The sequence below is a fragment of the Nonomuraea sp. NPDC048882 genome, assembly GCF_040649755.1.
Lineage (GTDB): Bacteria > Actinomycetota > Actinomycetes > Streptosporangiales > Streptosporangiaceae > Nonomuraea > Nonomuraea maheshkhaliensis.
Window position 1 is genome coordinate 811,545 of record NZ_JBEZGB010000002.1, and the last position, 21,204, is coordinate 832,748.

General features: G+C 71.5%; 16 protein-coding genes. 9 read left to right on the top strand and 7 right to left on the bottom strand.

Going from position 1 to position 21,204, the window contains the following annotated elements:
* The first annotated feature begins 5 nt into the window (after positions 1-5).
* The 6 genes from AB0C27_RS09180 (at position 6) to AB0C27_RS09205 (ending at position 9,321) form a co-directional block, all read left to right on the top strand.
* On the top strand, positions 6-872 hold the full coding sequence (locus tag AB0C27_RS09180) for a VOC family protein (protein WP_357840123.1): 867 nt from the start codon (positions 6-8) through the stop codon (positions 870-872).
* Positions 873-1,134: 262 nt separating this feature from the next.
* Positions 1,135-2,445 (top strand): MFS transporter, encoded by a 1,311-nt coding sequence (locus AB0C27_RS09185; protein ID WP_357840126.1) that lies wholly within the window; start codon positions 1,135-1,137, stop codon positions 2,443-2,445.
* Positions 2,442-3,215 carry an alpha/beta hydrolase gene (locus tag AB0C27_RS09190; RefSeq protein ID WP_357840129.1) on the top strand — a complete coding sequence of 258 codons (774 nt, stop codon included), beginning with the start codon at positions 2,442-2,444 and terminating at the stop codon, positions 3,213-3,215. The genes AB0C27_RS09185 and AB0C27_RS09190 overlap by 4 nt, the downstream gene beginning before the upstream one ends.
* Positions 3,212-4,840: an FAD-dependent monooxygenase gene (locus AB0C27_RS09195; RefSeq protein WP_357840131.1), complete on the top strand. Its 1,629-nt coding sequence runs from the start codon at positions 3,212-3,214 to the stop codon at positions 4,838-4,840. Before AB0C27_RS09190 ends, AB0C27_RS09195 begins: the two co-directional genes overlap by 4 nt.
* Before the next feature lie 21 nt (positions 4,841-4,861).
* The gene (locus AB0C27_RS09200) at positions 4,862-6,964 is read left to right on the top strand and encodes a hydantoinase/oxoprolinase family protein (RefSeq protein WP_357840133.1); all 2,103 of its coding nucleotides are present in this window, start codon (positions 4,862-4,864) and stop codon (positions 6,962-6,964) included.
* An 11-nt stretch (positions 6,965-6,975) separates the two neighbouring features.
* Positions 6,976-9,321, top strand: a complete 2,346-nt coding sequence (locus AB0C27_RS09205; RefSeq protein ID WP_357840136.1) for a hydantoinase B/oxoprolinase family protein — start codon at positions 6,976-6,978, stop codon at positions 9,319-9,321.
* 92 nt (positions 9,322-9,413) lie between these two features.
* On the opposite strand, the gene AB0C27_RS09210 is transcribed toward AB0C27_RS09205, so the two are convergent.
* The 6 genes from AB0C27_RS09210 to AB0C27_RS09235 all read right to left on the bottom strand — a co-directional run bounded on the left by AB0C27_RS09210 (position 9,414) and on the right by AB0C27_RS09235 (position 14,232).
* A complete protein-coding gene (locus AB0C27_RS09210) occupies positions 9,414-9,809 on the bottom strand; it encodes a hypothetical protein (protein WP_357840139.1) in 396 nt (131 codons plus the stop codon).
* Positions 9,810-9,966: 157 nt separating this feature from the next.
* Entirely contained in the window at positions 9,967-10,350 is a 384-nt protein-coding gene (locus AB0C27_RS09215) for a hypothetical protein (RefSeq protein WP_357840142.1), read from the bottom strand.
* A 29-nt stretch (positions 10,351-10,379) separates the two neighbouring features.
* The gene (locus AB0C27_RS09220) at positions 10,380-10,814 is read right to left on the bottom strand and encodes a hypothetical protein (protein WP_357840145.1); all 435 of its coding nucleotides are present in this window, start codon (positions 10,812-10,814) and stop codon (positions 10,380-10,382) included.
* A 132-nt stretch (positions 10,815-10,946) separates the two neighbouring features.
* A complete protein-coding gene (locus AB0C27_RS09225; RefSeq protein ID WP_357840148.1) occupies positions 10,947-12,551 on the bottom strand; it encodes a D-aminoacylase in 1,605 nt (534 codons plus the stop codon).
* An 868-nt stretch (positions 12,552-13,419) separates the two neighbouring features.
* Positions 13,420-13,704, bottom strand: coding sequence for a hypothetical protein (locus AB0C27_RS09230; RefSeq protein WP_357840151.1), 285 nt, complete (start codon positions 13,702-13,704; stop codon positions 13,420-13,422).
* A 24-nt stretch (positions 13,705-13,728) separates the two neighbouring features.
* Positions 13,729-14,232 (bottom strand): cupin domain-containing protein, encoded by a 504-nt coding sequence (locus AB0C27_RS09235; protein WP_357840154.1) that lies wholly within the window; start codon positions 14,230-14,232, stop codon positions 13,729-13,731.
* Between the two features lie 120 nt (positions 14,233-14,352).
* Here AB0C27_RS09235 and AB0C27_RS09240 point away from each other — a divergent pair, with 120 nt between their 5' ends.
* The gene (locus AB0C27_RS09240; RefSeq protein ID WP_357840157.1) at positions 14,353-15,405 is read left to right on the top strand and encodes a LuxR C-terminal-related transcriptional regulator; all 1,053 of its coding nucleotides are present in this window, start codon (positions 14,353-14,355) and stop codon (positions 15,403-15,405) included.
* Positions 15,406-15,472: 67 nt separating this feature from the next.
* Here AB0C27_RS09240 and AB0C27_RS09245 read toward each other — a convergent pair whose 3' ends face one another.
* On the bottom strand, positions 15,473-18,403 hold the full coding sequence (locus AB0C27_RS09245; protein ID WP_357840161.1) for an AAA family ATPase: 2,931 nt from the start codon (positions 18,401-18,403) through the stop codon (positions 15,473-15,475).
* 289 nt (positions 18,404-18,692) lie between these two features.
* On the opposite strand from AB0C27_RS09245, the gene AB0C27_RS09250 reads away from it, so the two are divergent.
* Together AB0C27_RS09250 and AB0C27_RS09255 are read left to right on the top strand one after the other, a co-directional pair.
* Positions 18,693-19,622, top strand: coding sequence for an MBL fold metallo-hydrolase (locus tag AB0C27_RS09250; protein ID WP_357840164.1), 930 nt, complete (start codon positions 18,693-18,695; stop codon positions 19,620-19,622).
* Positions 19,622-21,112 carry a carboxylesterase family protein gene (locus AB0C27_RS09255; RefSeq protein ID WP_357840167.1) on the top strand — a complete coding sequence of 497 codons (1,491 nt, stop codon included), beginning with the start codon at positions 19,622-19,624 and terminating at the stop codon, positions 21,110-21,112. Before AB0C27_RS09250 ends, AB0C27_RS09255 begins: the two co-directional genes overlap by 1 nt.
* The last annotated feature ends 92 nt before the right edge of the window (positions 21,113-21,204 follow it).

Genomic DNA, 21,204 nt, shown 5'->3' on the forward strand with positions numbered 1-21,204 from the left:
ACACCGTGGGTATCAGGAAGCTGGGCTACGTCGGCCTCAACGTCACCGACGTCGAGGCGTGGACCGACCTGCTCGGCCGTACTCTGGGGATCGGCGTCACCCTCGCCAAGTCCGGCACCGACGAGGTCGCCCTGGCCGAGCTCGACGAGTTCAAATACCGCGTGGCCCTCTATCCGTCCACCGAGGACAGCCCGCGCGAGCTGGGCTGGATCGTCGACACGCCGGGCGAGCTCGACCGGCTCACCCGGCGGCTCACGGACGCAGGCTTCACCGTCGCGGAGGGCACCGCGGAGGAGAGGGAGCTGCGCGGCGCCACCCACCTGCGCTGGTTCACCGACCCGGTCGGCTACCGCGTGGAACTCGCGGTCGGTGAGGCCAAGGTACGCATCGCCGCCGCCCGCCCGCCCGGCGGTCCCGGCACGACCGGTCTAGGGCACTTCGTCCTGGCCAGCCCCAAGCTCCAGGAGCTGCGCGAGCTGTACGAGTCGGTGCTGGAGTTCAAGCTGACCGACTACCGCGCCCCCGGCCTGTTCTTCTTCCGCTGCAACCGCACCCACCACAGCATCGCCCTGGCCAGTGCGGAGAATGCGTCCATCCATCACCTGGAGTTCGAGCACGGCTCGATCGACGACGTCGGCCGGGCCTACGACCGGGCCAAGGAGAACGACGTACCGATCTCCATCAGCCTCGGCCGGCACATGAACGACAAGGCGATCTCCTTCTACGTACGCAACCCCAGCGGCTTCCACCTGGAGATCGGCTGCGCGGGCATCGAGGTGGGCGAGGACTGGGTCCCGCACGACTTCGGCCGCCCTGACGTCTGGGGACACCACCACGCCAACGCCAACCCCTTCGCCGCACCGAAGTCGTGACCCGGCCGGCCCCGCTCACCGAGCGAGCCGTCCACACCGCTGACCGCGACGCGGCCTGACGCTCATCCCCGCCGGTGGGCACGGGCGCCCCTGACGTCCTCGGCACCGCCGGCGCACCCCCACTGTTGTAGAGCGAACGCTACATACACAGCCTGCGGCGCCCTCATGGGCGCCGGTCCAGGCTTCCTCGGGGGCTTTTCGACCATCGCGCAACCAAGCGAGGTTTCCCTTGAACGTTCTCGAGCAGGTCAAGAACTCACCGATGAGTCCCGCCCAGATCAGGGCGGTCGCGCTGTGCCTCGTGATCAACCTGGTGGACGGGTTCGATCTCCTGGTGACCTCCTACGTCGGGCCGACGATCACCCGCGAGTGGGGCCTGTCCGCCTCCGGCGTGGGCGTCCTGCTGAGCGGCGGACTGGCCGGCATGGCCATCGGCGCGCTCTTCCTGGCGCCGCTCGCCGACCGCATCGGCCGCCGCCGGCTCACCCTCATCTGTCTCGCCCTGGCCTCGGTGGGCATGCTCGCCGCGGCCCTCACGCAGGACTTCAACCAGCTTCTCGCCAGCCGCCTGGTGACCGGCGCGGCGGTCGGGGCGATGGCCGCCAGCCTGCCGGTGCTCACCTCCGAATTCGCCAGCAACCGGCGCAGAGGGCTGGTCGTCGCGCTGATCACCACCGGGTACGGCATCGGCTCGGTCATCGCCGGCATCGCGGCCAGCCTGCTGATCGGCTCGTACGGCTGGCGCTCGGTCTTCGTCTTCGGCAGCGTCGTCACCGCCGTCCTCTTCCTGGTCGGCCTGCGTTACCTGCCCGAGTCGATGGACTACCTCGTCGCCCGCCGCCCCGCCAACGCGCTGGAGCGCTTCAACCGGCTCATGGTGTCGATGGGACGCGCCCCCGTCGAGACCCTGCCGGCCCCATCGGGGTCGGGGGCGGGCAAGGTGGCGCTGGAGTCGTTGTTCCGCGGCAGTAACGCGGTCAGGACCGTGCTGGTCTGGGTGGCGTTCACCATCGCGCAGCTGGTCTTCTACTTCGGCAGCTCGTGGACGCCCAGCCTGTTGCTGAAGGCGGGCATGTCCAACCAGCAGGGCATCAGCGGCGGCGTGCTGTTCAGCCTCGGCGGCGTCACGGGCGCGATCCTGCTGGGCGTGCTGGCCTCCCGGTTCGAACCGCGCCGGCTGACGGCGGCGTACTTCGTGGCCGGCGCGCTCATGCTCATCCTCTTCTCGTTCTCGCTCGGCACGCTGGCCACCGCGCTGGTCGTGGCGGTGCTGGTCGGGCTGTTCCTGAACGGCTCGGTGTCCGGGATCAACGTCATCGTGCCGAGCCTCTACCCGGCCGAGTCCCGGGCGACGGCGCTCGGCCTGGCCGTCGCGGTGAGCCGGCTCGGCGCCGTGCTGGCGCCGCTGATCGCCGGATTCCTGCTGGAGGCCGGCTGGACCCCGGGATCGATGTTCCAGGTCTTCGCGATCCCGGGCCTGATCGGGGCCGCCGCCGTGTTCCTGCTCACCCGGTTCCGGCGTACGACCGAGGACGCTTCGCCCGAGCCCAGGGCGGCGGTGGCCGAAGCATGATGACGGAGCAGGCGGGCGCGCGACCCGTTCTCGTGCTGCTGCACGGCGGCGGGCCGGGGGTGGACGCCGCGAGCAACTGGACGGGGGTGCGGACCAGGCTCGCGGCCCGGTTCCACTGCCTCGCGCCCGACCTGCTCGGCTTCGGCACGCGGATCAGCGGCGACGGGACGGCCGGCCTCCGGGGGCCGCGGGCGTGGGCGCGGTCCCGCGCCTGGCAGGTCCTCACCCTGCTCGACCAGCACGGCCTTGACCGCGTGCACGTCGTCGGCAACTCGGCCGCCGGCGGCGCCGCGGCACTCGCTCTCCTCGCCGCGGCGCCCGACCGGGTCGGGCGCGCGGTGCTCATGGGCGGCGCGGGCACGGGGCCTTTGCCGCGTACCGTCCCCTTCTACGACGAGCCGACGAAGGCGTCCATGCGCGCCACCCTCGCCCGCCTGGTCGCCGACGAGAGCGTGCACCGCGACCTCCTCGACGACCTGGCCGGCCTACGGCTGGAGCAGGCCCTGCGCCCCGGCGCCGAAGCGGCCTTCCGATCGATGTTCGCCGAGGTCGCGGGCGGGCCGCCGCCCGTCGATCCCGGTACTATCGCCACCCCGGTCCTCGCCCTGCACGGGGAGCGGGACCGGGTCCAACCGGTGGAGGTCTCCGAGCGGCTCGCCGCAGCCCTGCCCCACGGCCGCCTTGAGGTGGTGGCGGGGGCGGGGCACTGGATCCACGTCGACCGGCCGGATGAGTTCTGCACCCTGGTAGGGGAGTTCCTGAGCGCATGACACCGCAACCCACCACCCCCGATGAGCCGGCCGTCCTCGTCGTCGGCGCCGGCCCCACCGGTCTGACCCTCGCGATCGACCTCGCCAGGCGTGGCGTGCCGTGCCACGTCGTGGAGGCCACGGAGGAGCGGAGCGTCAACCCCCGGTGCAACACCACCTCCGCCCGCTCGATGGAGATCTTCCGGCGGCTCGGGCTGGCCGACGACATCCGCCGGGCCGGCCTGCCGGAGGACTACCCGACCTCGATCCAGTACCGGACGAGCCTGCGCGGCGAGCAGATCTTCCGCATCGACCTGCCGTCGGCCGGCGACGTGCTGGCCGGCGCCGGCCGGGACGACTGGCCCACGCCGGAGCCGCAGCACCGCATCTCGCAGCTGTTCCTCGAACCCATCCTGGAACGGCACGCAAGCCGGCACCCGCTGATCACCCTCGACCGGGGCACCCGGCTGGTGGAGCTGCGGCAGGACGACGACCACGTCGAGGCGGTGGTGGAGTCCGGCGGCACCCGCCGCACCCTCCGCCACGCGTACGTGATCGGCTGCGACGGGGCCCACAGCGCCGTCCGGCGCGCGCTCGGCATCCGGTACGAGGGCATCGACGCCATCCAGCGGTTCGTCTCCACCTTCGTCCGCTCACCCGAACTGGGCCGGCTGGCGGCCAAGGACCGGGCGTGGACGTACTGGACCTACGGCCGCCGGCCCGCCGCGCTGATCGCCATCGACGGCGGCGAGCACTGGCTCAACCACGCCGCCTTCCCGCCCGATCACGACACCGAGGCCGAGGACTCCCAGCGGTTGCTGGAGGAGGCCGCAGGCGGCCCGGTCGAGCACGAGGTGCTCGGCGTCGTGCGCTGGACCGGACGCAAGCTGGTCGCCCAGCGCTACCAGGACGGCCGGGTGTTCCTGGCCGGGGACGCCGCCCACATCTGGATCCCCGTCGGCGGGTTCGGCATGAACGCCGGCATCCAGGACGCGGCCACCCTGGGCTGGATGCTCGCCGCCGTGCATCACGGGTGGGCGCCGCCCGGGCTGCTGAGCGCGTACGAGTTGGAGCGCAAGCCCGTGGGGGAGCAGTTCGCCGGCGCCGTGGGGGCGGCGGCGCGCAAGTCGTTCGCGGACGTCTCGCCGGACATCCACCTGCCGGGCCCCGAAGGTGAGAAGGCCCGCGCCGAGCTGGCCGAGCGGCTCGCGGTCACCGAGCCGCACCGGTACTCACCCGACGGCTTCAGCTTCGGCTACCACTACGCCGGCTCCCCCCTCGTGGCCGGCGGGGAGGAGCAGGCGGCCATCACCATGGGCGACTACCAGGAACGGGCCAGGCCCGGGTTCCGGCTGCCGCACGTCTGGCTCGCCGACGGCCGCTCGGCGCTCGACGTGCTCGGGCCCGGCTTCACCCTGCTGCGCACCGACCCCGGCATCGACGTCACCCCCTGGACCGAGGCCGCTGGGGACCTCGGGATCCCCCTCACCGTGGCCGACCTGCCCGGCGACCACCGCGAGCGCTATCCCACCGCGCTGCTGCTCGTACGCCCTGACCAGCACGTCGCCTGGATGGGCGGCGCGGACGCCCGCCCCCGCGAGCTCCTGCACACGGTCACCGGGCGCGTCATCGCCCACCAGCGGTAAAGATCACCAGGAGAAACGCACATGCCATACGCACTGGGCATCGACGTGGGCGGCACGTTCACCGACGCCGTCGCCTCCGACGGGGCCGGCCGCATCGTGTCGGCCAAGACGCCGACGACCCCGCCGAACCGCGAGGTCGGCGTCATGCGCGCGATCGAGGACCTCGCCGGCGAGCTGGGCATCGGCGTCGGCGAGCTGCTGGCGCAGACCGACTACATCGCCCACGGCACCACGGCGTCGATCAACGCCCTGGTCCAGGGGCAGGTGGCCGACGTCGGGCTCATCGCCACCAAGGGGCACAGGGACGCGATCTACATCATGAACGCCGAGGGCCGCACGCTCGGCCGCTCGGCCCACGAGATCCAGGACACGCTGCGGCAGCGCAAGCCCGCACCGCTGATCCCGAAGTACCGGGCGCTCGAAGTGACCGAGCGGATCGACTACGCGGGAACGGTCCTGGTGCCGCTGGACGAGGACGAGGTCCGCCAGGTCACCCGCACCCTGGTGGCGCAGGGGGTCGAGGCCATCGCCGTCTGCCTGCTGTGGTCGTTCAAGAACGGGGCCCACGAGCAGCGGGTCCGCGAGCTGATCCACGAGATCGCCCCCGACATGTACGTCACGCTCTCCTCCGAGGTCAGCCCGCGCATCCGCGAGTTCGCCAGGACCTCGACGACGATCATGAACGCCCAGGTGGGGCCGCGGCTGCGCACGTACCTGCTGCCGCTGCAGAAGCAGCTGGAGGAGCGCGGGCTCAAGGGGCCGCTGCTGGTCATGCAGAGCGAGGGCGGCACCATCACCGCCGACCGGGCTCCCGAGCACGCCATCACCACGGTCGGCTCCGTCCTGTCCGGCGGCGTCGTCGGCGGCATGCGCCTGGCCGAGCAGCTCGGGCACCGCAACGTCATCACCACCGACGTCGGCGGCACGACGTTCCTGGCCGGGCTGATCGTGGACGGGGAGCCGGTCATGGCGCCCGGCTCGATCGTGAACCAGTTCCCGATCAACGCGGCGACGATCCGGGTGCACACCATCGGCTCGGGCGGCGGCGCGCTCGCGTCCGTGGACGAGGGCGGCAACCTGCGGCTCGGCCCGCAGAGCGCGGAGGCCGTCCCCGGCCCTGCCTGCTACGGCAACGGCGGCACCCGGCCCACGAACACCGACGCCAACCTGGTGCTCGGCATCCTGAGCGAGCGCGGGCTGCTCGGCGGGCGCAAGCCGCTGCGGCTGGACCTGGCGCGCGAGGCGATCCGCGAGCACGTGGCCGAGCCGCTCGGCCTCACCGTCGAGGAGGCGGCCATCGCCATCCACGAGGTGCAGAACGCGCAGGCCGGAGACCTGCTGCGCCGGGCCGTCGTGCAGGCCGGACACGACCCCCGCGACTTCGTCGTCTACGCCTTCGGCGGAGCGGGACCGGCCCACTGCGCCGGCTACTGCCAGGACCTGGGCGTCAGCGAGGTCGTCGTGCCGCTCGGCCCGGTCGCCTCCGCCTTCTCCGCGTACGGGCTGGCCGCCTCGGACGTCGTGCTGAGCGCCGAGCTGTCCGACCCGTCGTCGTTCCCCGTGCATCACGCGGTGCTGGAGTCGCACTTCGCCCGGCTGGAGGCCGACCTGCAGCGCGGCCTCGACCAGCAGAAGGTGAAATTTCATGACGTGACGCTGCAGCGCGAGGTCGATCTGCGTTACTCGATGCAGGTCACCGAACTCGCCACGGCCGTCCCCGACGCGTTATTCACCGAGCGCACCGGCGAGGAGATCCTCGAACGCTTCGAGAGGCAGTACGAGCGCATCAACGGCAGCGGCGCCGGTTACCGCGAGGCCGGCGTGCAGGCGATCACCTACCGCGTTCGCGCCAAGGCCGGGCTCGGCTTCCCCGTCGGGCTGCCGGAGATCCCCGCGGCCGACGGCCCCGACCCCTCCGCCGCGCTCGTCGAGGAACGTTCCGTCTGCCTCGATTCGCAGCTCGGCTACGTGCCCACCCCCGTCTACGACTACGCCCGGCTGCGCGCGGGCCACGAGCTCGTCGGCCCGGCCGTCGTCGACGTGCCGACCACCGTGGTCGTCGTCCCCGCCGGCGTCACCGGCCGCGTCGACCGCCTCGGCAACCTCGTGCTGAGCTACCAGTGAGGACACGTTCCATGGCATCAAGGATCCCCGGGGCGGACGAGTTCACCAGCAGGCCCCTTCCCCGAGCCGAGCTGCTGCGGCAGATCTCGCCGGCGCTGTCGCTGCACCAGGTGGACGATGATGGGGAGGTCGACGCCCTCACCTACGAGGTCGTCCGGCACCGGCTCTGGGCCATCACCCAGGAGATGGGCGAGACCCTGCGGCGGATGTCGGGCTCGCACGTCGTCACCGAGTCCAACGACTTCAACTTCTCCATCTGCGACGAGCTCGGCGAGCAGGTGCAGGTGGGCACGTACAACATCGGCCTGATTGGCTCGATGGACCTGGCCATCGTCTGGACGCTGCGCAACCGCAGCGACAATCCCGGCATCGCCGAGGGCGACATGTTCCTCTGCAACGACCCGTGGATCGGCGGCGGGCTGCACCAGAACGACGCCGCGATCCTGGCGCCGATCTTCCACGAGGGCAAGCTGTTCGGCTGGACCACCGCCATCGCGCACCAGGTGGACCTGGGCGGGCCCCGGCCCGGCTCGTTCAGCCCGTCCGCGCAGGACGTGTTCGGCGAGGCCGTGCCGACGCCGCCGCTGAAGGTCGTGCGCGGCGGGGTGCTGCAACGGGACGTCGCCGACGCCTGGGTCCGGCGCTCGCGGCTGCCGCACCTGGTGGGTCTCGACCTCCGGGCCAAGATCGCCGCCAACAAGAACGCGGCCGAGCAGATCCTGCGGCTCATCGCCAAGTACGGCGCCGACACCGTCAAGATCGTCATGCGCCGGATGATGGACGACGCCGAACGCCGGCTGCGGGCCAAGCTGGAAACCCTGCCCGACGGCACCTGGACCGCGGTCGGCTACCAGGAACAGTCGCAGACCGGCGACCGCGGCCTGCACGCGATCAAGGTCGCGATGACCAAGGAAGCCGATCGGCTCGTCTTCGACTTCCGCGGCACCGCCGGGCAGACCGGCATCATCAACTGCCCGTACCCGGGATTACGAGCCGGGATCGTCTTCACCATGCTGCCCCTGCTGGCCGGGGACATCCCGTGGGCGGCCGGTGGGCTGATGCGCTGCTTCGAGATCATCACCGACGAGGACACCATCACCAACGCGTCCTTCCCCGCCGCGGTCGGGAAGGGGCCGTTCGGGCCGGCGTGGGGAGCGGGCAACCTGGTCGCCGAGGTGCTGGCCAGGATGCTGGACGCCGAACCCGACCATCGCGGCGACGTACAGTCGATCTGCAACGGCACCACGGACCTGTGCGTCGTCTCCGGCGTGGACGAACGCGGCGGCGGCGCCAAGGGCTTCGTCTCGCCCGTCTTCGACGTCATGGCCGGCGGCTACGGAGCCCAGGTGCACTACGACGGCGTCGACACCGGCGGCAGGCTCATCATCCCCTCCGCCCGGGCCCCTGACGTCGAGATGACCGAGTACCTCTACCCCCTCGTCGCCCTGTGGCGCCGCGAGCAGACCGACTCCGGCGGGCCGGGCCGGCAGCGGGGCGGGATGAGCGGCTCGGTCTGTTACGTCCAGCATCCTGCCCAGACGGGGACGATGTCGCTGGTCGTCTCCGGCACCGGCAAGGTCGCGAACCAGAACGTCGGCCTGGCCGGCGGCTACCCGGGCAACTCCCAGCTCGACCTGGTCGTACGCGGCATCGACACGCCCCAGCTCGCCCGGACGGCCACCATCCCCGCCGGCCTGGACGAGCTCGGCGGCGAGACCGAGGTGCTGCCCTGCGAAGGGGAGTCGACCCTCGGCGTCGGAGACGCCCTCTACCTGCACTGGCAGGCGGGCGGCGGCTACGGCGACCCGCTGCTGCGGCCGGCCGGGCAGGTGGGGGAGGACGTGCGCCAGGCCCGCGTCTCAGTGCGGGCGGCTCGGGACGTCTACGGGGTCGTGCTCGACGAGGACGGCGAGGTGGACCCGGCCGCGACCGACGAGACCCGCGAGAAGCTGCGGCACCGCCGCGCGTCCGACGCCGGCCTGTCCGGCACGCGGCTCACCCCGATCGGCGCGCCCGACCTGACCACGGCCCGCCGACTCGACGACAACCTCGCCGTCGTGGAGTCCCCGTCCCCGTCACCGTCGTCGTCGTCACCGGACGGCGGAACCGTGGTCTGCGTGCACTGCGGCACCTGGATCGGGCCGTTGGCGGGCGGCGCGTTCGTCACGGGCCTGGCCCGCCGCGACTCGCCGCCGGCGGAGGCGGGTCCGCACATCTGGCCCGACCCGGGGGAGTACGTGGACGCGGAGATCGTCTTCCGGCAGTTGTTCTGCCCCGGCTGCCTGACGGCGGTGCACTCGCGCGTCGTCCCGGTCGATCATCCTCTGCCCGCCGACGAGTATCGGAGCTGGACGTGAGCCCGGCTGCGTATGGTTCGCCGGCCCGCCACCACTGATCAGGTCTGAGCGGCCCAGCTGTTCGCGCATCACCATGCCGCGGCTCGGGCCGCTCAGCCCGGTTGCTCACTCCGCCGTCGCAGCCAGACCACCCTTCCTCCTGCCGCTGCCCGTCCGGACGTGGCCTCAAGCCCCTCGCGCTCACTCTCCCGCGGCACCCAGTCCACATAGGGAAAGAACACCGCCCGCCAGCACAGCTTGATGAGCAGGATCTCGCCATAGACCGGAATGAGACCCAGCAACGAATCGCGCAGCCGGTAGGACGTGAACCGGGACAACAACCCGATCCCCACGACCATGAACAGTCGCATGCCCGCCAACTGCACCGTGTCGGCAAGATACGGGACCTCTCCCGGGGGCGTCCGCGCATACAGGAAGTCCACATATTCACGTTCGAGTATTCCGGCGAGCGAGTATCCGCCTACGAAGACGACCGCAACCAGCAGCACCGCTCCAGGCCGGCGCATCGTGTGCCTTCTCCGCAGCGCCTGTCCGCCATTCCCCACAACCGTTTCCTCCGCTCACGACGACAACGCGGGCAAAGCCATTGGGCGGGTGGAGCGCATAAGCCCGAGTGATCGTCCCATACGGGGGCCGCGGGGTCACCTATCGCGGTCGGTCCAACACGTCCAGATCTCCCTCCATGGTGACGACCACGATCCACGATCGGTCCTCGGCGAGGAAATAGTGGTGCTCCGGTATTTCGAGCAGCGCGGCCACGACCGCGAGGGCGTTCTCATCGGTGAAGCGCACGCCATAAGGCGAGAGCGAGTCGCCGACGTGTTCGACCACGGAGCCGGGGCCCAAGCGCCGCCGCACCTCTTCCGCCGCCTTGGCGGCCGGCCGCTGGTCGTCGGCGATTCTCCAGTGCGCATGCTTGCCTTCGACGCGCTCCCAGGCAATCTTGGTCCCGTCGGCCGGAAAGTGACGGCTGATCCATCCGAAAACGGCTGACTCGTCGCGACGCTCCAGTTCGTCGAGCGGCGGCACGGCATAAACGGCCTCCCAGTAATCGTCGCTCAGCGGGATCGCACCTCGACTTCCATGGGCGAGGTGCTCGACCGGTCATAAACCCAGACCTCCACCGTCCGCCCGGCATGTGCCTTGCTGACGCCCGCGACACAGTAGGAACAATCGCCGGTAGGCGCGTCCCGCACCTCCCACTCGTCCTCGCGGAACGGCTCCAGCAACTGGTACCCCGACACGGCGCGACCTGCTTCGAAGAGAAGGTAAGCATCGCTGGAGCCCGCATCGCAGCCATTGTTCTCGGTCATGGTCCGGGCCACTTCGGGCGGCAGCAATCCTTCCACAGCGCTTCTGAGTTTCGCGGTTTCTTTCGCTGCCGTGTCCATACATACAGCCGTTGAAACGCCGCCGCCGCTCAGGCCGCACCCGGCGGACGCGATCGCGACGCCCAGCAGAACAGCGAGGAGCATTCGCGGCCGTGCGTGCATGCATTTCCTCCTGAAGCGCGACTCGTACGCCGCGAGATTCCCCGGGATCTTCCGCGAATGTACATGTACGGCACCGCCTGAAACAGCGCTCTTCGAAACAGCAGGTCGTCAGGCCCTTCGGAACTGCAGGTGTCAGCGCCCGCGCCGCAGGGCCCGACCGGAGAGCTGCCCGGTGGGTACGCCGTCCGCGAGCGCGGGACGCCCGTTGACCACCACGTGCCGGACCCCGGTCGCGTACCGGTGCGGTTCCTCGTACGTCGCGTGATCGCCCACCGTCTCCGGGTCGAACACCACGATGTCGGCGTACTTGCCCGGGGCGAGCAGGCCGCGATCCCGCAGGCCGAGGTTGCCCGCCGGCAGGCTGGTCATCCGGCGCACCGCCTCGCCGAGGGTGAGCAGGGACTGCTCGCGTACGTACCGGCCGAGAATGCGGGCGAACGTCCCGTACGCCCGAGGATGGGTGGGCACGTCGGCGTACGGCGCCTCGGTGGCGAAGGTCGGCGCGTCGGAACCGACGGAGACCCATTGGTTGCGCAGCGCGGTGCGCAGCGTCTCCTCGCTCATCATGAAGTACATGGCGTGCAGCGTCGGCTCCAGCTCGACCAGCCGCAGCAGCATCTCCACCGGGTCCGTGCCGTGCTGGTCGGCCGCCTGCCGCAGACTGAGCCCGCGATACTCGACCGCCGGCCCGTTCGGGTCGGGGAGCAGCATGACGCCGTCCGCGCCGCCCGCAGCCAGGTAGAGGTTCTCCCAGCGCTCTGACGGGGTCGTCACGGCTGCGCGGATGCGGGCTCGTTCGGCCGGATCGGCCAGTCGGGACGCGAGAGCTTCGTGGCCGCCTTCGTGGAAGTCCGGCGGGATCGAGGAGCCGAGCTGGGTCTGCCCGGCGAGATAGGGATAGACGTCGGCGGTCACCGGCTGCCCCGCCGCCCGGGCGGCCTCGACGCGCTCGACGGCCCGCGCCATCTTCGGCCAGTTGTGCTGCCCTGCGGCCTTGAGGTGATAGATCTCCGCGTGCACCCCGGCCCGGCGGCCGATCGTGATCAGCTCGTCCACGGCGTCCAGGAAGTGATCGCCCTCGCTGCGCAGATGAGAGACGTACGTGCCGCCGTACCGGGCGACGACCTCGCAGAGCGCGACCAGCTCGTCCGTGGAGGCGAAGCAGCCCGGCGGGTAGATGAGCGCCGACCCGATCCCGAGGGCACCGTCGGCCAGCTCCTCGTCCAGCACGCCGCGGACGCGGGAGAGCTCGGCCGCGGTCATCGGCCGGTCGTCCGAACCCGCCCCGATCATGCGCAGGTTGTGCGCGCCGACGAAGCTCACCACGTTCTGCGCGACCCCCTTGCCTTCGAGATGGGCGAGGAACTCCGACAGCCGGTCCCACACCAGCGGCGGATCGTCCGGCGCGTTGCCCGATTCGAGCTCCGCCCGCACCTCAGGGGTGTGGGGCCCGATCGAGGTGCCCTCGCCGAAGACCTGCGTGGTGACGCCCTGGTAGAGGTCGGACAGGCCGCGGCCGTCCTTCTCCAGGGTGAAGTACGCGTGACTGAGCACGTTCACGAAGCCAGGCGCGACCACCAGCCCGGTCGCGTCGAGCACCGGCACGCCGTCGAGTTCGCCCACGCCGGGGCGCACGGCGGTGATCCGGTCACCCTCGACCAGAACGTCGGCCACCCGGCCGGGGCCGCCACTGCCGTCGTGAACCGTGCCACCGCTGATCACCAAGGTCGTCGTCATACCAGCATCCTGCGACGACGACACCGTCCAGCAGTTCATCGGATCCGCTGAACCCGGCACCGACCTTTGGTGGCCACCGACAAAGCACCCGGCCCGGCATTCGGCTGGACGAAGCCGCTATATCGGTCCTCCACCCCGAATATTCCTTTTACCGGCGACCGGGGGAGCAGCCATATTGAGAAAGGCCACGGGCGTGGGGAGGTCAGGCGATGGCTCAGCTCCGCAGATGTTTCTTGGCAGCCCTGCCCCTCTTGATCCAGACAGGCTGCACGGTCGACGGCGACGAAGGTCAAGGATCCCAAACGGGGGAAGCGTACGTACGCGGCCGCACTGTCGTACGAACTGGGTGCGGGCCGGCGTTTCACCTCCGCGTTCGCCCCCTGGATCGACGGCGGCAGCTGGATCAACGAGATCGGCCCCGGCCTCGAAGGCTCGATCGCCGCGAACGCGGCGGCGACGTTCGTGTACGAGCGGCCGAACGCGAGCTCGGCCCGCGAGGTCCTCAGCCATGTTGTGCCTCCGGACGGCTGGAACCGCGCGGCGATCGGCCTGAGCGCCAGAGCGGCCGGGTCGGCGTCCCTGGGCGCGGGGCCGATGGCGGGCGTGGAGGTGGACGGCGAGGCCGAGACCGCCGCCGAAGTGGTCCTCTACCCGGACAAGGGCTTCGCGGTGACGCGGGCCTGGCGGGGCGAGGCCGGGGCGGGATCGTCGGGAAACGGGCCGACGCTGCTCGGCCTGCGCGCGGGCTGGAACGGCAGCCTGGCCGTCTCCTACAGCCTCTTCTTCGACCGCGATCGGCGCGCCCGCCAGCTCACCGTGACGACCGAGACCGTCACGGGCAGCACCATGCAGCGCACCACCCGGCTGCTCAGCACTCGGCGCCGTCGACGAGCTGCCCGCCGCTGCCGTCGAACGGGTCGGCGAGGTCGCGGGCGATCTCCGGGTCGCTCCAGACCAGAGCGGTGGACCTCCACGAACGGCGGGTGCGGGCATAGGGCAGGAACTCCCCGGTGTCCGCTCTGGCCCGTAGGTGGGCGAGGAGCTCGCGGACACACTGCAGCCGCTCGTGCTCAGGAAGCCAGGTGAGCCACGGAAGGTCCTCGGCCAGGGCTTCTTCGGCCGGGACTCGGTTGGAGCGGGCCACGATGGTCATCGCTCGTATGGCGATTCGACGCCATCAGTCGAGGTAGGCGGCGGGCATCGGGTCGTCGGTGGCGAGGGGTGGGCCGAGGATGGTCTGGCCGTGGGTTCTGGCTGCGGCGGCCAGGTCGGCGGGGGTGATCGTCCAGCCCTCCGGCTTGGGCTGGGAGAGGGCGCGGCCGGCGGTGCGGAAGAAGCCTTCCATGCCTGCGGGCGTGCTGACGGCCAGCATGTCCGCCGTCGGTGAGGTGATCCGGTACGTGTGCGGGACCCGGCGCGGCAGGAAGGCGACGCCGCCTTCGGAGAGTTCGTAACGCTGGTCGCCGGCCCAGACGATGCCGCTGCCGGACAGGAGCACGATGATCTCGTCCTCGTCGGCGTGAACGTGGACCGGTGCGGCGGAGCCCTCGGGGGCCGCCGAGCGGAACATCGTCAGCCGGCCCTCCGTGTGCCGGGCGTCCAGCAGGATCTGCATGATGCCGCCGCCGAGCCATTCCAACTGCTCGTGGTCGGCGGCCTGGGCCAGGTAGGGGAGGGTCACGAGGGGTCCTTTCTTCAGAACAGGTACGAATCGATCGCCACGGTAAGGGGCCCGACCTTGGTTTCGGCATCCCAGATTTCTGGGATCTCGCTCAAGGCACGGTCGGTAGGCTGTCAGCACATGGGGCTTTCTGTCGCACAGCGTGAAGCCGTACGCGACATTGTGACGATCTGTTCCCTCGACCTGGATTCGCGGACGTTGCGAGCCAGGATCGCCGAGCGGCTGCGTCGCGTGATTCCCCAGGACGCGTTCTGCTTCGGCACGATCGACCCGTGGACGCTGCTGATCACCGACGAGGTCTCCGACGGCATCCCCTCGGCCGCCGCCGCCATCGCGGCGCCCAACGAATACCTGGTCGCGGACGTGGACAAGTTCGCGGACCTGGCCCGGTCCGGCCGTACCGTGGCGATCCTCAGCCAGAGCACCGGTGGGGATCCTGAGGTCAGCCACCGGTACCGGTCGGTGTTGCCCGTCATCGGCGCGCGGCATGAGCTGCGGGCCGTCTTCGTGGCCGACGGCAGGTGCTGGGGCGGGGTGGCCCTGTTCCGGAACGGTGGACGGCCCGATTTCACGCACGGTGACGCTGAGCTGGTGCGGGCCGTCTCCGCTTCCGTCGCGGTGGCGCTGCGGCGGGCCGCGTGCCGGCCTGGTGCTGGGGTGGGGGTGAGCGCCGATTCGGGCGGTCCTGGGGTGCTGATCGTGGATCGGGGTGGAGTGGTGCTGGCGGCGAACGAGGCCGGGCGGGGAAAGCTGGACGAACTGTCGCCGTACCGGATGGCTGTGCACGAGGTGGCGGCGGCCGCTCGTGCCGGTCACGGCGCCGAAGCCCATGCGCGGGTACGGTCGCGTACCGGGCGGTGGTTGTCGCTTTGGGGGTCTCCGTTGGAGGGTGGCCGCGAAGGGGACGTCTCGGTAGTCATCCAGGCGGCTCCGACCTCGGAGATCTCGCAAATGCTGATGCTCGCGTACGCCCTCAGCCCGCGCGAGCGGGAGGTGCTGCAGCGGGTGATCGCGGGGGTGCCGTCCGCCGGGATCGCCGCCGAGCTGCACATCTCCGCCAGTACTGTGCAGGACCACCTCAAGTCGCTCTTCGCCAAGGTTGGTGTACGCAGTCGGGGCCGGCTCGTGTCGCACATCCTCGGCGAGCACTATCTGCCTCACGCCGCCCTCTGAGGGGCATCTCGGATGGCTGGCCCAGCACCCGCACTGGTGAAGATCGTGCCGATTCCGCCGCCGCGTGTCAGTCCCGGGGTACGCCGCCCGCGTCCACCACGTCGCGTAGCTGGGCGCGGGTGGTGACGCCCAGTTTGGGGAACACGCGGTAAAGGTGCGAGCCGACAGTCCGCGGCGAGAGGTAGAGCCGCTCCCCGATCTCGCGATTGGTCAGCCCGCGGGCGGCGAGCCGGACGATCTGCCGCTGCTGCGGGGAGAGCTCGGCCAGGCCCAGCGCGTCCGGCACGGTGACGTCCGTACCGGCGGCCCGCAGTTCGGCCCGTGCGCGTTCGGCCCACGGGCGCGCGTCCAGCCGGGCGAAGACCTCGTGTGCGGCGGCGAGGTGCGGTCGCGCCTCGGCGATGCGGCGCCGCCGCCGCAGCCATTCGGCGTACTCCAACCGCGTCTGGGCCTGCTCGAAGGGCCGGTGTTCCAGCGCCGGCTCCGCCAGCGCGGCCAGGAAAGCCCGTTCGGCCTGCTCCGGGCCGGCCAGCAGCGCACGGCTGCGTTCGACGAGGGCACGCAGGCGGTCGGATCCGCCCTCGGTCAGGGCGCGGGCCGAACGTTCGACGATCTCGGCCGCCTCGGCGGAACGGCCGGTGCGGGCCGCCGCCGCGGCGAGCTCCGGCAGCGCCGGGTACGAGGCGTGGTAGTGGACGGGATCTCCGTCGCGGTCGAAGAGCGTCCGGTACTGCTCGTACGCGCTCTCGTAGTCACCCTCGGCCGCGGCGGCGGCAGCAGTGGCGCGGCGGGCGTGCACGGCCACCGATCGGCTCTCCAGCGGATCGACCAGGTGCAACGCCCGCTCGGCGAGGGCGCGGGCCTCGCCCGTGTCGCCCTGGGCGGCCAGCACCATGGCGTCGGTGGCGAGCACGCATGCCGCCGCGTGGTCGAGCTTCCCGGCGGCCAGCGCGCCGATGTCGGCGCACACCTCGCGCGCCTGCGCCCAGCGGCCGTACTCGAAGTAGGCGAGCGCCGCCACGCCGCCCATCCCGTCGGGGATCGGTCCCCTGACCCGCCATGACCGCATCGCCTCGTCGAACGTCCGTACGGCCAGCGCGGTCTCGTCCATGATCCAGGCGGCGACGGCGAGCGCGGTCAGTCGTTCCGGACGGCCCCTGGCCGTGGTGATCATGCCCGGCAGCCGGGGGACGAGCCGGCGCCCGGCGCCGAACGGGTCCGCCACCATCCGTACCCAGTCACGCAGCGGCCCGTCGGGCAGGCGCGGCAGGATCCGGTCGATCTCGCGCCGCTGCGATTCGTCGCCGGAGTAGAAGCGCAGCACGGCTGCGGCGGCCAGCGCGTCCAGCGCGGTCGCCGGGTGCGTGGCCGCCGGATCGTCGGCGATCCCGATCAGCTCGGCGAAGACGGCGTTGTGCTGCCGGCTCAGCGCCGTCAGCCGTCCGACGCGCAGGGTCGCGGCAGCCAGTACGGCGGGGTCGTCGGTACGGGCGCGCACGCGTTCGGCCAGCTCCTCCACCCAGGCCAGGCGGCCGGTGAGCACGGCCAGGCCGGCCGCCTCGACCAGCAGCCGCGTGCCGTCGCCGGGCACGGGGCTCAGCTCCGCGGCGCGGGCCAGCGCCTTCGCCGCCGCCGCGTAGCCGCCCCTGCGACGGGCCCGGTCCGCCGTACGCTCCAGGGCGGCCGACACCTCCGCGTCCGGGTACGGCGTGGCCGCCGCGAGATGCCAGGCGCGGCGGTCCGGTTCGTCGCCGAGGACGTCGGCGAGCGCGCGATGGGCCTGCGAGCGGGCGTCGAAGGGTGCGGACTGGTAGAGCGCGGAACGGATCAGCGGATGGCGGAACCGCACCCGCCGGCCGGCCTGGGTGATCAGCCCCGCCTGTTCGAGGGTGATCCACGTCTTGTCGCCGGTGTCGGGCAGCAGCGCGAGGACGGCGTCGGGGGGATCCTCCACGTCGGCGGCCGCGAGCAGCAGCAGCGTACGGCGGCAGGCTTCGGGCAGTTCCGCCACCTGGGCGGCGTAGCCGGCCGCCAGCCGCTCGCCGACCGGCAACGGGCCAGGATCGAGGTCGCCGGGGTCGCGGGAACGGGCGGCCTTCGCCAGCTCCAGCAGCGCCAGCGGGTTGCCGGCGGCCTCGGCGAGCACCCGTTCGCGGACCCCGGCCGGCAGTTCCGGCGCGCGCAGGCCGAGCAGTCGGCGGGACGTCGCGTCGTCGAGCGGCGCCAGCGTGATCGCCGGGAACGCGTGCTCGAACCCGGAGAGCGGCTCGTCGTCGCGTACGGCGACGAGCAGGGTGACCGGGTCGTCGTCCAGCCGCCAGGCCACGAAGGACAGCACGCCGGCGGAGGCGGCGTCGATCCAGTGGGCGTCGTCGATCACGAGCAGCACGGGCGTCTGGTCGGCCAGCCGGGACAGCAGGGTCAGGACCGCGAGTCCTGTCAGCAGGGGCTCGGGTTCGTTCGGTACGTCGTGTACGTCGTGTACGTCGTGTACGTCGTGTACGTCGGGAGCGTCGGGCGCGTCGTGTAGGTCGGGAGCATCGTGTACGTCGCGAGCGTCGCGTACGTCAGGATCGTCGGGTGCGCCGGGAGCTTCCTCGAAACCGAACGCCCCCAGCAGAGCCCGGCGCTGCCGCTCGGGCAGCGCGTCCGCCTGGTCCAGTACGGGCCGCAGAAGCTGGTGGAGCCCCGCGAAGGCGAGATCCCGCTCCGACTCGCGGCCGGTCGCGCGCAGCACACGGTGACCCGCATGAGCGGCGCGGCGGGCGGCGTCCTCCAGCAGGGTGCTCTTGCCCGCCCCCGGCTCACCGGCGACGATCAGAACACCGCCACGCGGCACGTCGGCTTCGCGCAGGTCGCCGTCGTGCGGCATACCGGCCCCGACCCGGATGAGCCGGGCGAGCCGTTCGACCTCGGCGTCCCGCCCGACGATCGACGGCTCCGCCCCGAGGCCCGATGGCTCAGGCCCGAGGCTCGACGGCTCCCGTTCGACACTCATCGGCTCCCGTGCGACGATCGCCGGCTCATCCGCGGCGGGGAGACCCGCCGCACGTCCGTGCGCACGTTCACCCCTCATCACCCACCTCCTCGTCCGAGCCCGCCCCCACCACCGACCCGCCGCCACCATGCCGCGAGCGAGTGCCGGCAGCGACGGGGCGGCCACATCCAGCGCGCTCGGTCACATCGGGTGCAGTCATCTGACGGATACCGATGATCCGCCGCCGCCACGCACGATGGTCGGGCGGAGGCGTTCCCCGGCACCCCACCCATCCAACGGAGGATTCCCCATGGTCAGAGAAACGGTCGACCAGATCACCCTGGGCGAGGTGACGATCACCCGCGTCTGGGAGCACCACGGCCCGGTCGGGATGACGCCCGAGCAGTTCTTCCCCGAGACCTCGCCGCGGACCTGGGAGGACAACTCCTCCTGGCTGGCGCCGCAGTTCCTCGACCCGGAAACGGGCATCGTCAACAGCGCGATCCAGACCTGGCTCCTGCGCAGCGAAGGCAGGACCATTCTCGTCGACACCGGCGTCGGCAACCACAGATACCGACCCTACGCGCCGGTCTGGAGCTACCTCGACACCGGCTACCTGGGCAACCTGGCCCGCGCCGGCGTCCGGCCCGAGGACGTCGATCTCGTCGTCAACACCCACCTGCACATCGATCACGTCGGCTGGAACACGTTTCAGGACGACCGCGCCTGGGTGCCCACCTTCCCCAACGCCACGTACCTGATGCCGAAGCCCGACTTCGACTTCTGGAACCCGGCCAACGACCACAAGTCGGTCTTCGGGCGGGGCAATCAGAACGTGTTCGAGGACAGCGTCCTGCCCGTCCACGAGGCGGGTCTGACCCTGCTGTGGGATGACTCGTACCAGATCGACGCGAACCTGCGCCTGGACCTCGCGCCCGGGCACACGCCGGGATCGTCCGTGCTCACCCTGCTGTCGGGCGCGGACCGGGCGGTGTTCGTCGGCGACATGATGCACAGCCCCGTGCAGTTCATTGAGCCGGACGTCAACAGCTGCTTCTGCGAAGACCCCGCGGCCGCCCGCGCCTCCCGCGCCAAGGTCTTCGGCTGGGCCGCCGACAACAACGCCCTGGTCATCCCCGCGCACCTGGGCGGGCACGGCGCCGCCGAGGTGATCAGGGAGGGCAGCGGGTTCGCCGTCAAGGGCTGGGCCCCGTTCTCACCGTACTTCGAGGAAATCTGATGAAGCAGCACGTGGACGTCGTCACCGCGCAGGGCACCGTCCGGGGACGGCGCGGCGACGACTCCGTCGTCTTCCTGAACATCTCGTACGCCGCGCCCCCGGTGGGCGCCGGCCGCTTCCAGGCGCCGCGCCCGCACGCCCCATGGACGGGCATAAGGGACGCCACCGAGCCGGGATCGAACGCGCCGCAGTCCGAACGCAAACTCGGTCGCCTAGATATGTCCCCATATTTCGGACCCGGCTGGATCACCGGCGACGACTACCTGACCCTCAACGTGTGGACACCCGAGACCGCCGCCGCCGACGCGCGCCTGCCCGTGCTGGTCTTCGTGCACGGAGGCGGCTTCGTGGCCGGATCCACCCGGTCGCCCCTGTACGACGGCGCCGCCTTCGCCCGAGACGGAGTCGTCCTCGTCACCCTCAACTACCGGCTCGGCATCCCGGGCTTTCTCCACCTGCCCGGCGCACCCGACAATCGGGGCCTGCTCGACGTCATCGCCGCCCTGCGCTGGGTACGCGAGAACATCGCGGCGTTCGGCGGCGACCCTGGGACCGTCACGCTGTCCGGCCAGTCCGCCGGCGCCACGATCGTGGGCGCGGTGCTGGCGACGCCCGAGGCGGAGGGCCTGTTCCGCCGCGCGATCGTCCAGAGTGGCAGCGGCCTCGGAGCCTTCACCACCGAGCAGGCCGCCCGTGTGACCCGCGCCGCCGCCGCGGCACTGGGCGTCGAGCCCCGCGCCGAGTCCTTCGCCGACGTCCCCGACCGGCGCCTCGTCGAGGTCATTCCCGAACTGTCGGGCATCGACCTGCGCACCGCCACCCACTACGACCCGCTCATCGGGCTCAGCCCGTTCAGCGTCGTGCTCGACCAGCAGCCCGCCGAGGCTGTCGCCGCCGGCCGCGGAGCCGCCGTGGACCTGCTGGCGGGCACCACCACCGAGGAGGGCAACCTCTACCTGGCGCCGTTCGGGACCCTGTCCTCCTCGACCGACGCCGACGTCACGGCCGCCGCGACCCGCTCCCACCCCGAGCCCGGCCACCTCGTCGAGACCTACCGCAAGGCGCGGCCACTCGCGTCCAGCGGCGAGCTGCGCTCGGCGATCATGGGCGACGCCCTCTTCCGCGTGGGCAACCGGCGACTGGCCGACGCGCACGCCGCGCATCGCTCATCCGCCACCTACGTCTACAACTTCGCCTGGCGCTCGCCGGCACTGGGAGGCGAACTCGGCGCGGCCCACACCGTGGAGCTGCCGTTCGTCTTCGACGCCACCGCCCTGCCCGGACTGCGCGGGCCCGACGCCCTGCTCGGCCCGGACGAGCCACCCGCCGACCTCGCCGCCCGTACGCACGCGTCCTGGATCGCCTTCGCCGGAACCGGCGACCCCGGCTGGAACCGCTACGACGTGACCCACCGCACCACGAAGATCATCGACAGGGAAGAGACCGTGGCGAACGACCCACGCGGCGCGGAACTGCGGGCATGGCCATGACCCCCTCGTCCGAGGTCATCACCCTGGCTCTGGCTCTGGCTCTGGCCCGCAGTGGTGCGACGGACGGTTGTTCGGGAAGTACTGTGGCTCCT

Excerpts from the sequence above, each read along its gene's own strand:
- AB0C27_RS09195 (WP_357840131.1), top strand. The coding sequence starts at position 3,212 with ATGACACCGCAACCCACCACCCCCGATGAGCCGGCCGTCCTCGTCGTC.
- AB0C27_RS09225 (WP_357840148.1), bottom strand. The coding sequence starts at position 12,551 with ATGACGACGACCTTGGTGATCAGCGGTGGCACGGTTCACGACGGCAGT.
- AB0C27_RS09205 (WP_357840136.1), top strand. The coding sequence starts at position 6,976 with ATGGCATCAAGGATCCCCGGGGCGGACGAGTTCACCAGCAGGCCCCTT.
- AB0C27_RS09200 (WP_357840133.1), top strand. The coding sequence starts at position 4,862 with ATGCCATACGCACTGGGCATCGACGTGGGCGGCACGTTCACCGACGCC.
- AB0C27_RS09245 (WP_357840161.1), bottom strand. The coding sequence starts at position 18,403 with ATGAGTGTCGAACGGGAGCCGTCGAGCCTCGGGCCTGAGCCATCGGGC.
- AB0C27_RS09220 (WP_357840145.1), bottom strand. The coding sequence starts at position 10,814 with ATGCACGCACGGCCGCGAATGCTCCTCGCTGTTCTGCTGGGCGTCGCG.
- AB0C27_RS09185 (WP_357840126.1), top strand. The coding sequence starts at position 1,135 with ATGAGTCCCGCCCAGATCAGGGCGGTCGCGCTGTGCCTCGTGATCAAC.
- AB0C27_RS09250 (WP_357840164.1), top strand. The coding sequence starts at position 18,693 with ATGGTCAGAGAAACGGTCGACCAGATCACCCTGGGCGAGGTGACGATC.
- AB0C27_RS09230 (WP_357840151.1), bottom strand. The coding sequence starts at position 13,704 with ATGACCATCGTGGCCCGCTCCAACCGAGTCCCGGCCGAAGAAGCCCTG.
- AB0C27_RS09190 (WP_357840129.1), top strand. The coding sequence starts at position 2,442 with ATGATGACGGAGCAGGCGGGCGCGCGACCCGTTCTCGTGCTGCTGCAC.
- AB0C27_RS09240 (WP_357840157.1), top strand. The coding sequence starts at position 14,353 with ATGGGGCTTTCTGTCGCACAGCGTGAAGCCGTACGCGACATTGTGACG.
- AB0C27_RS09255 (WP_357840167.1), top strand. The coding sequence starts at position 19,622 with ATGAAGCAGCACGTGGACGTCGTCACCGCGCAGGGCACCGTCCGGGGA.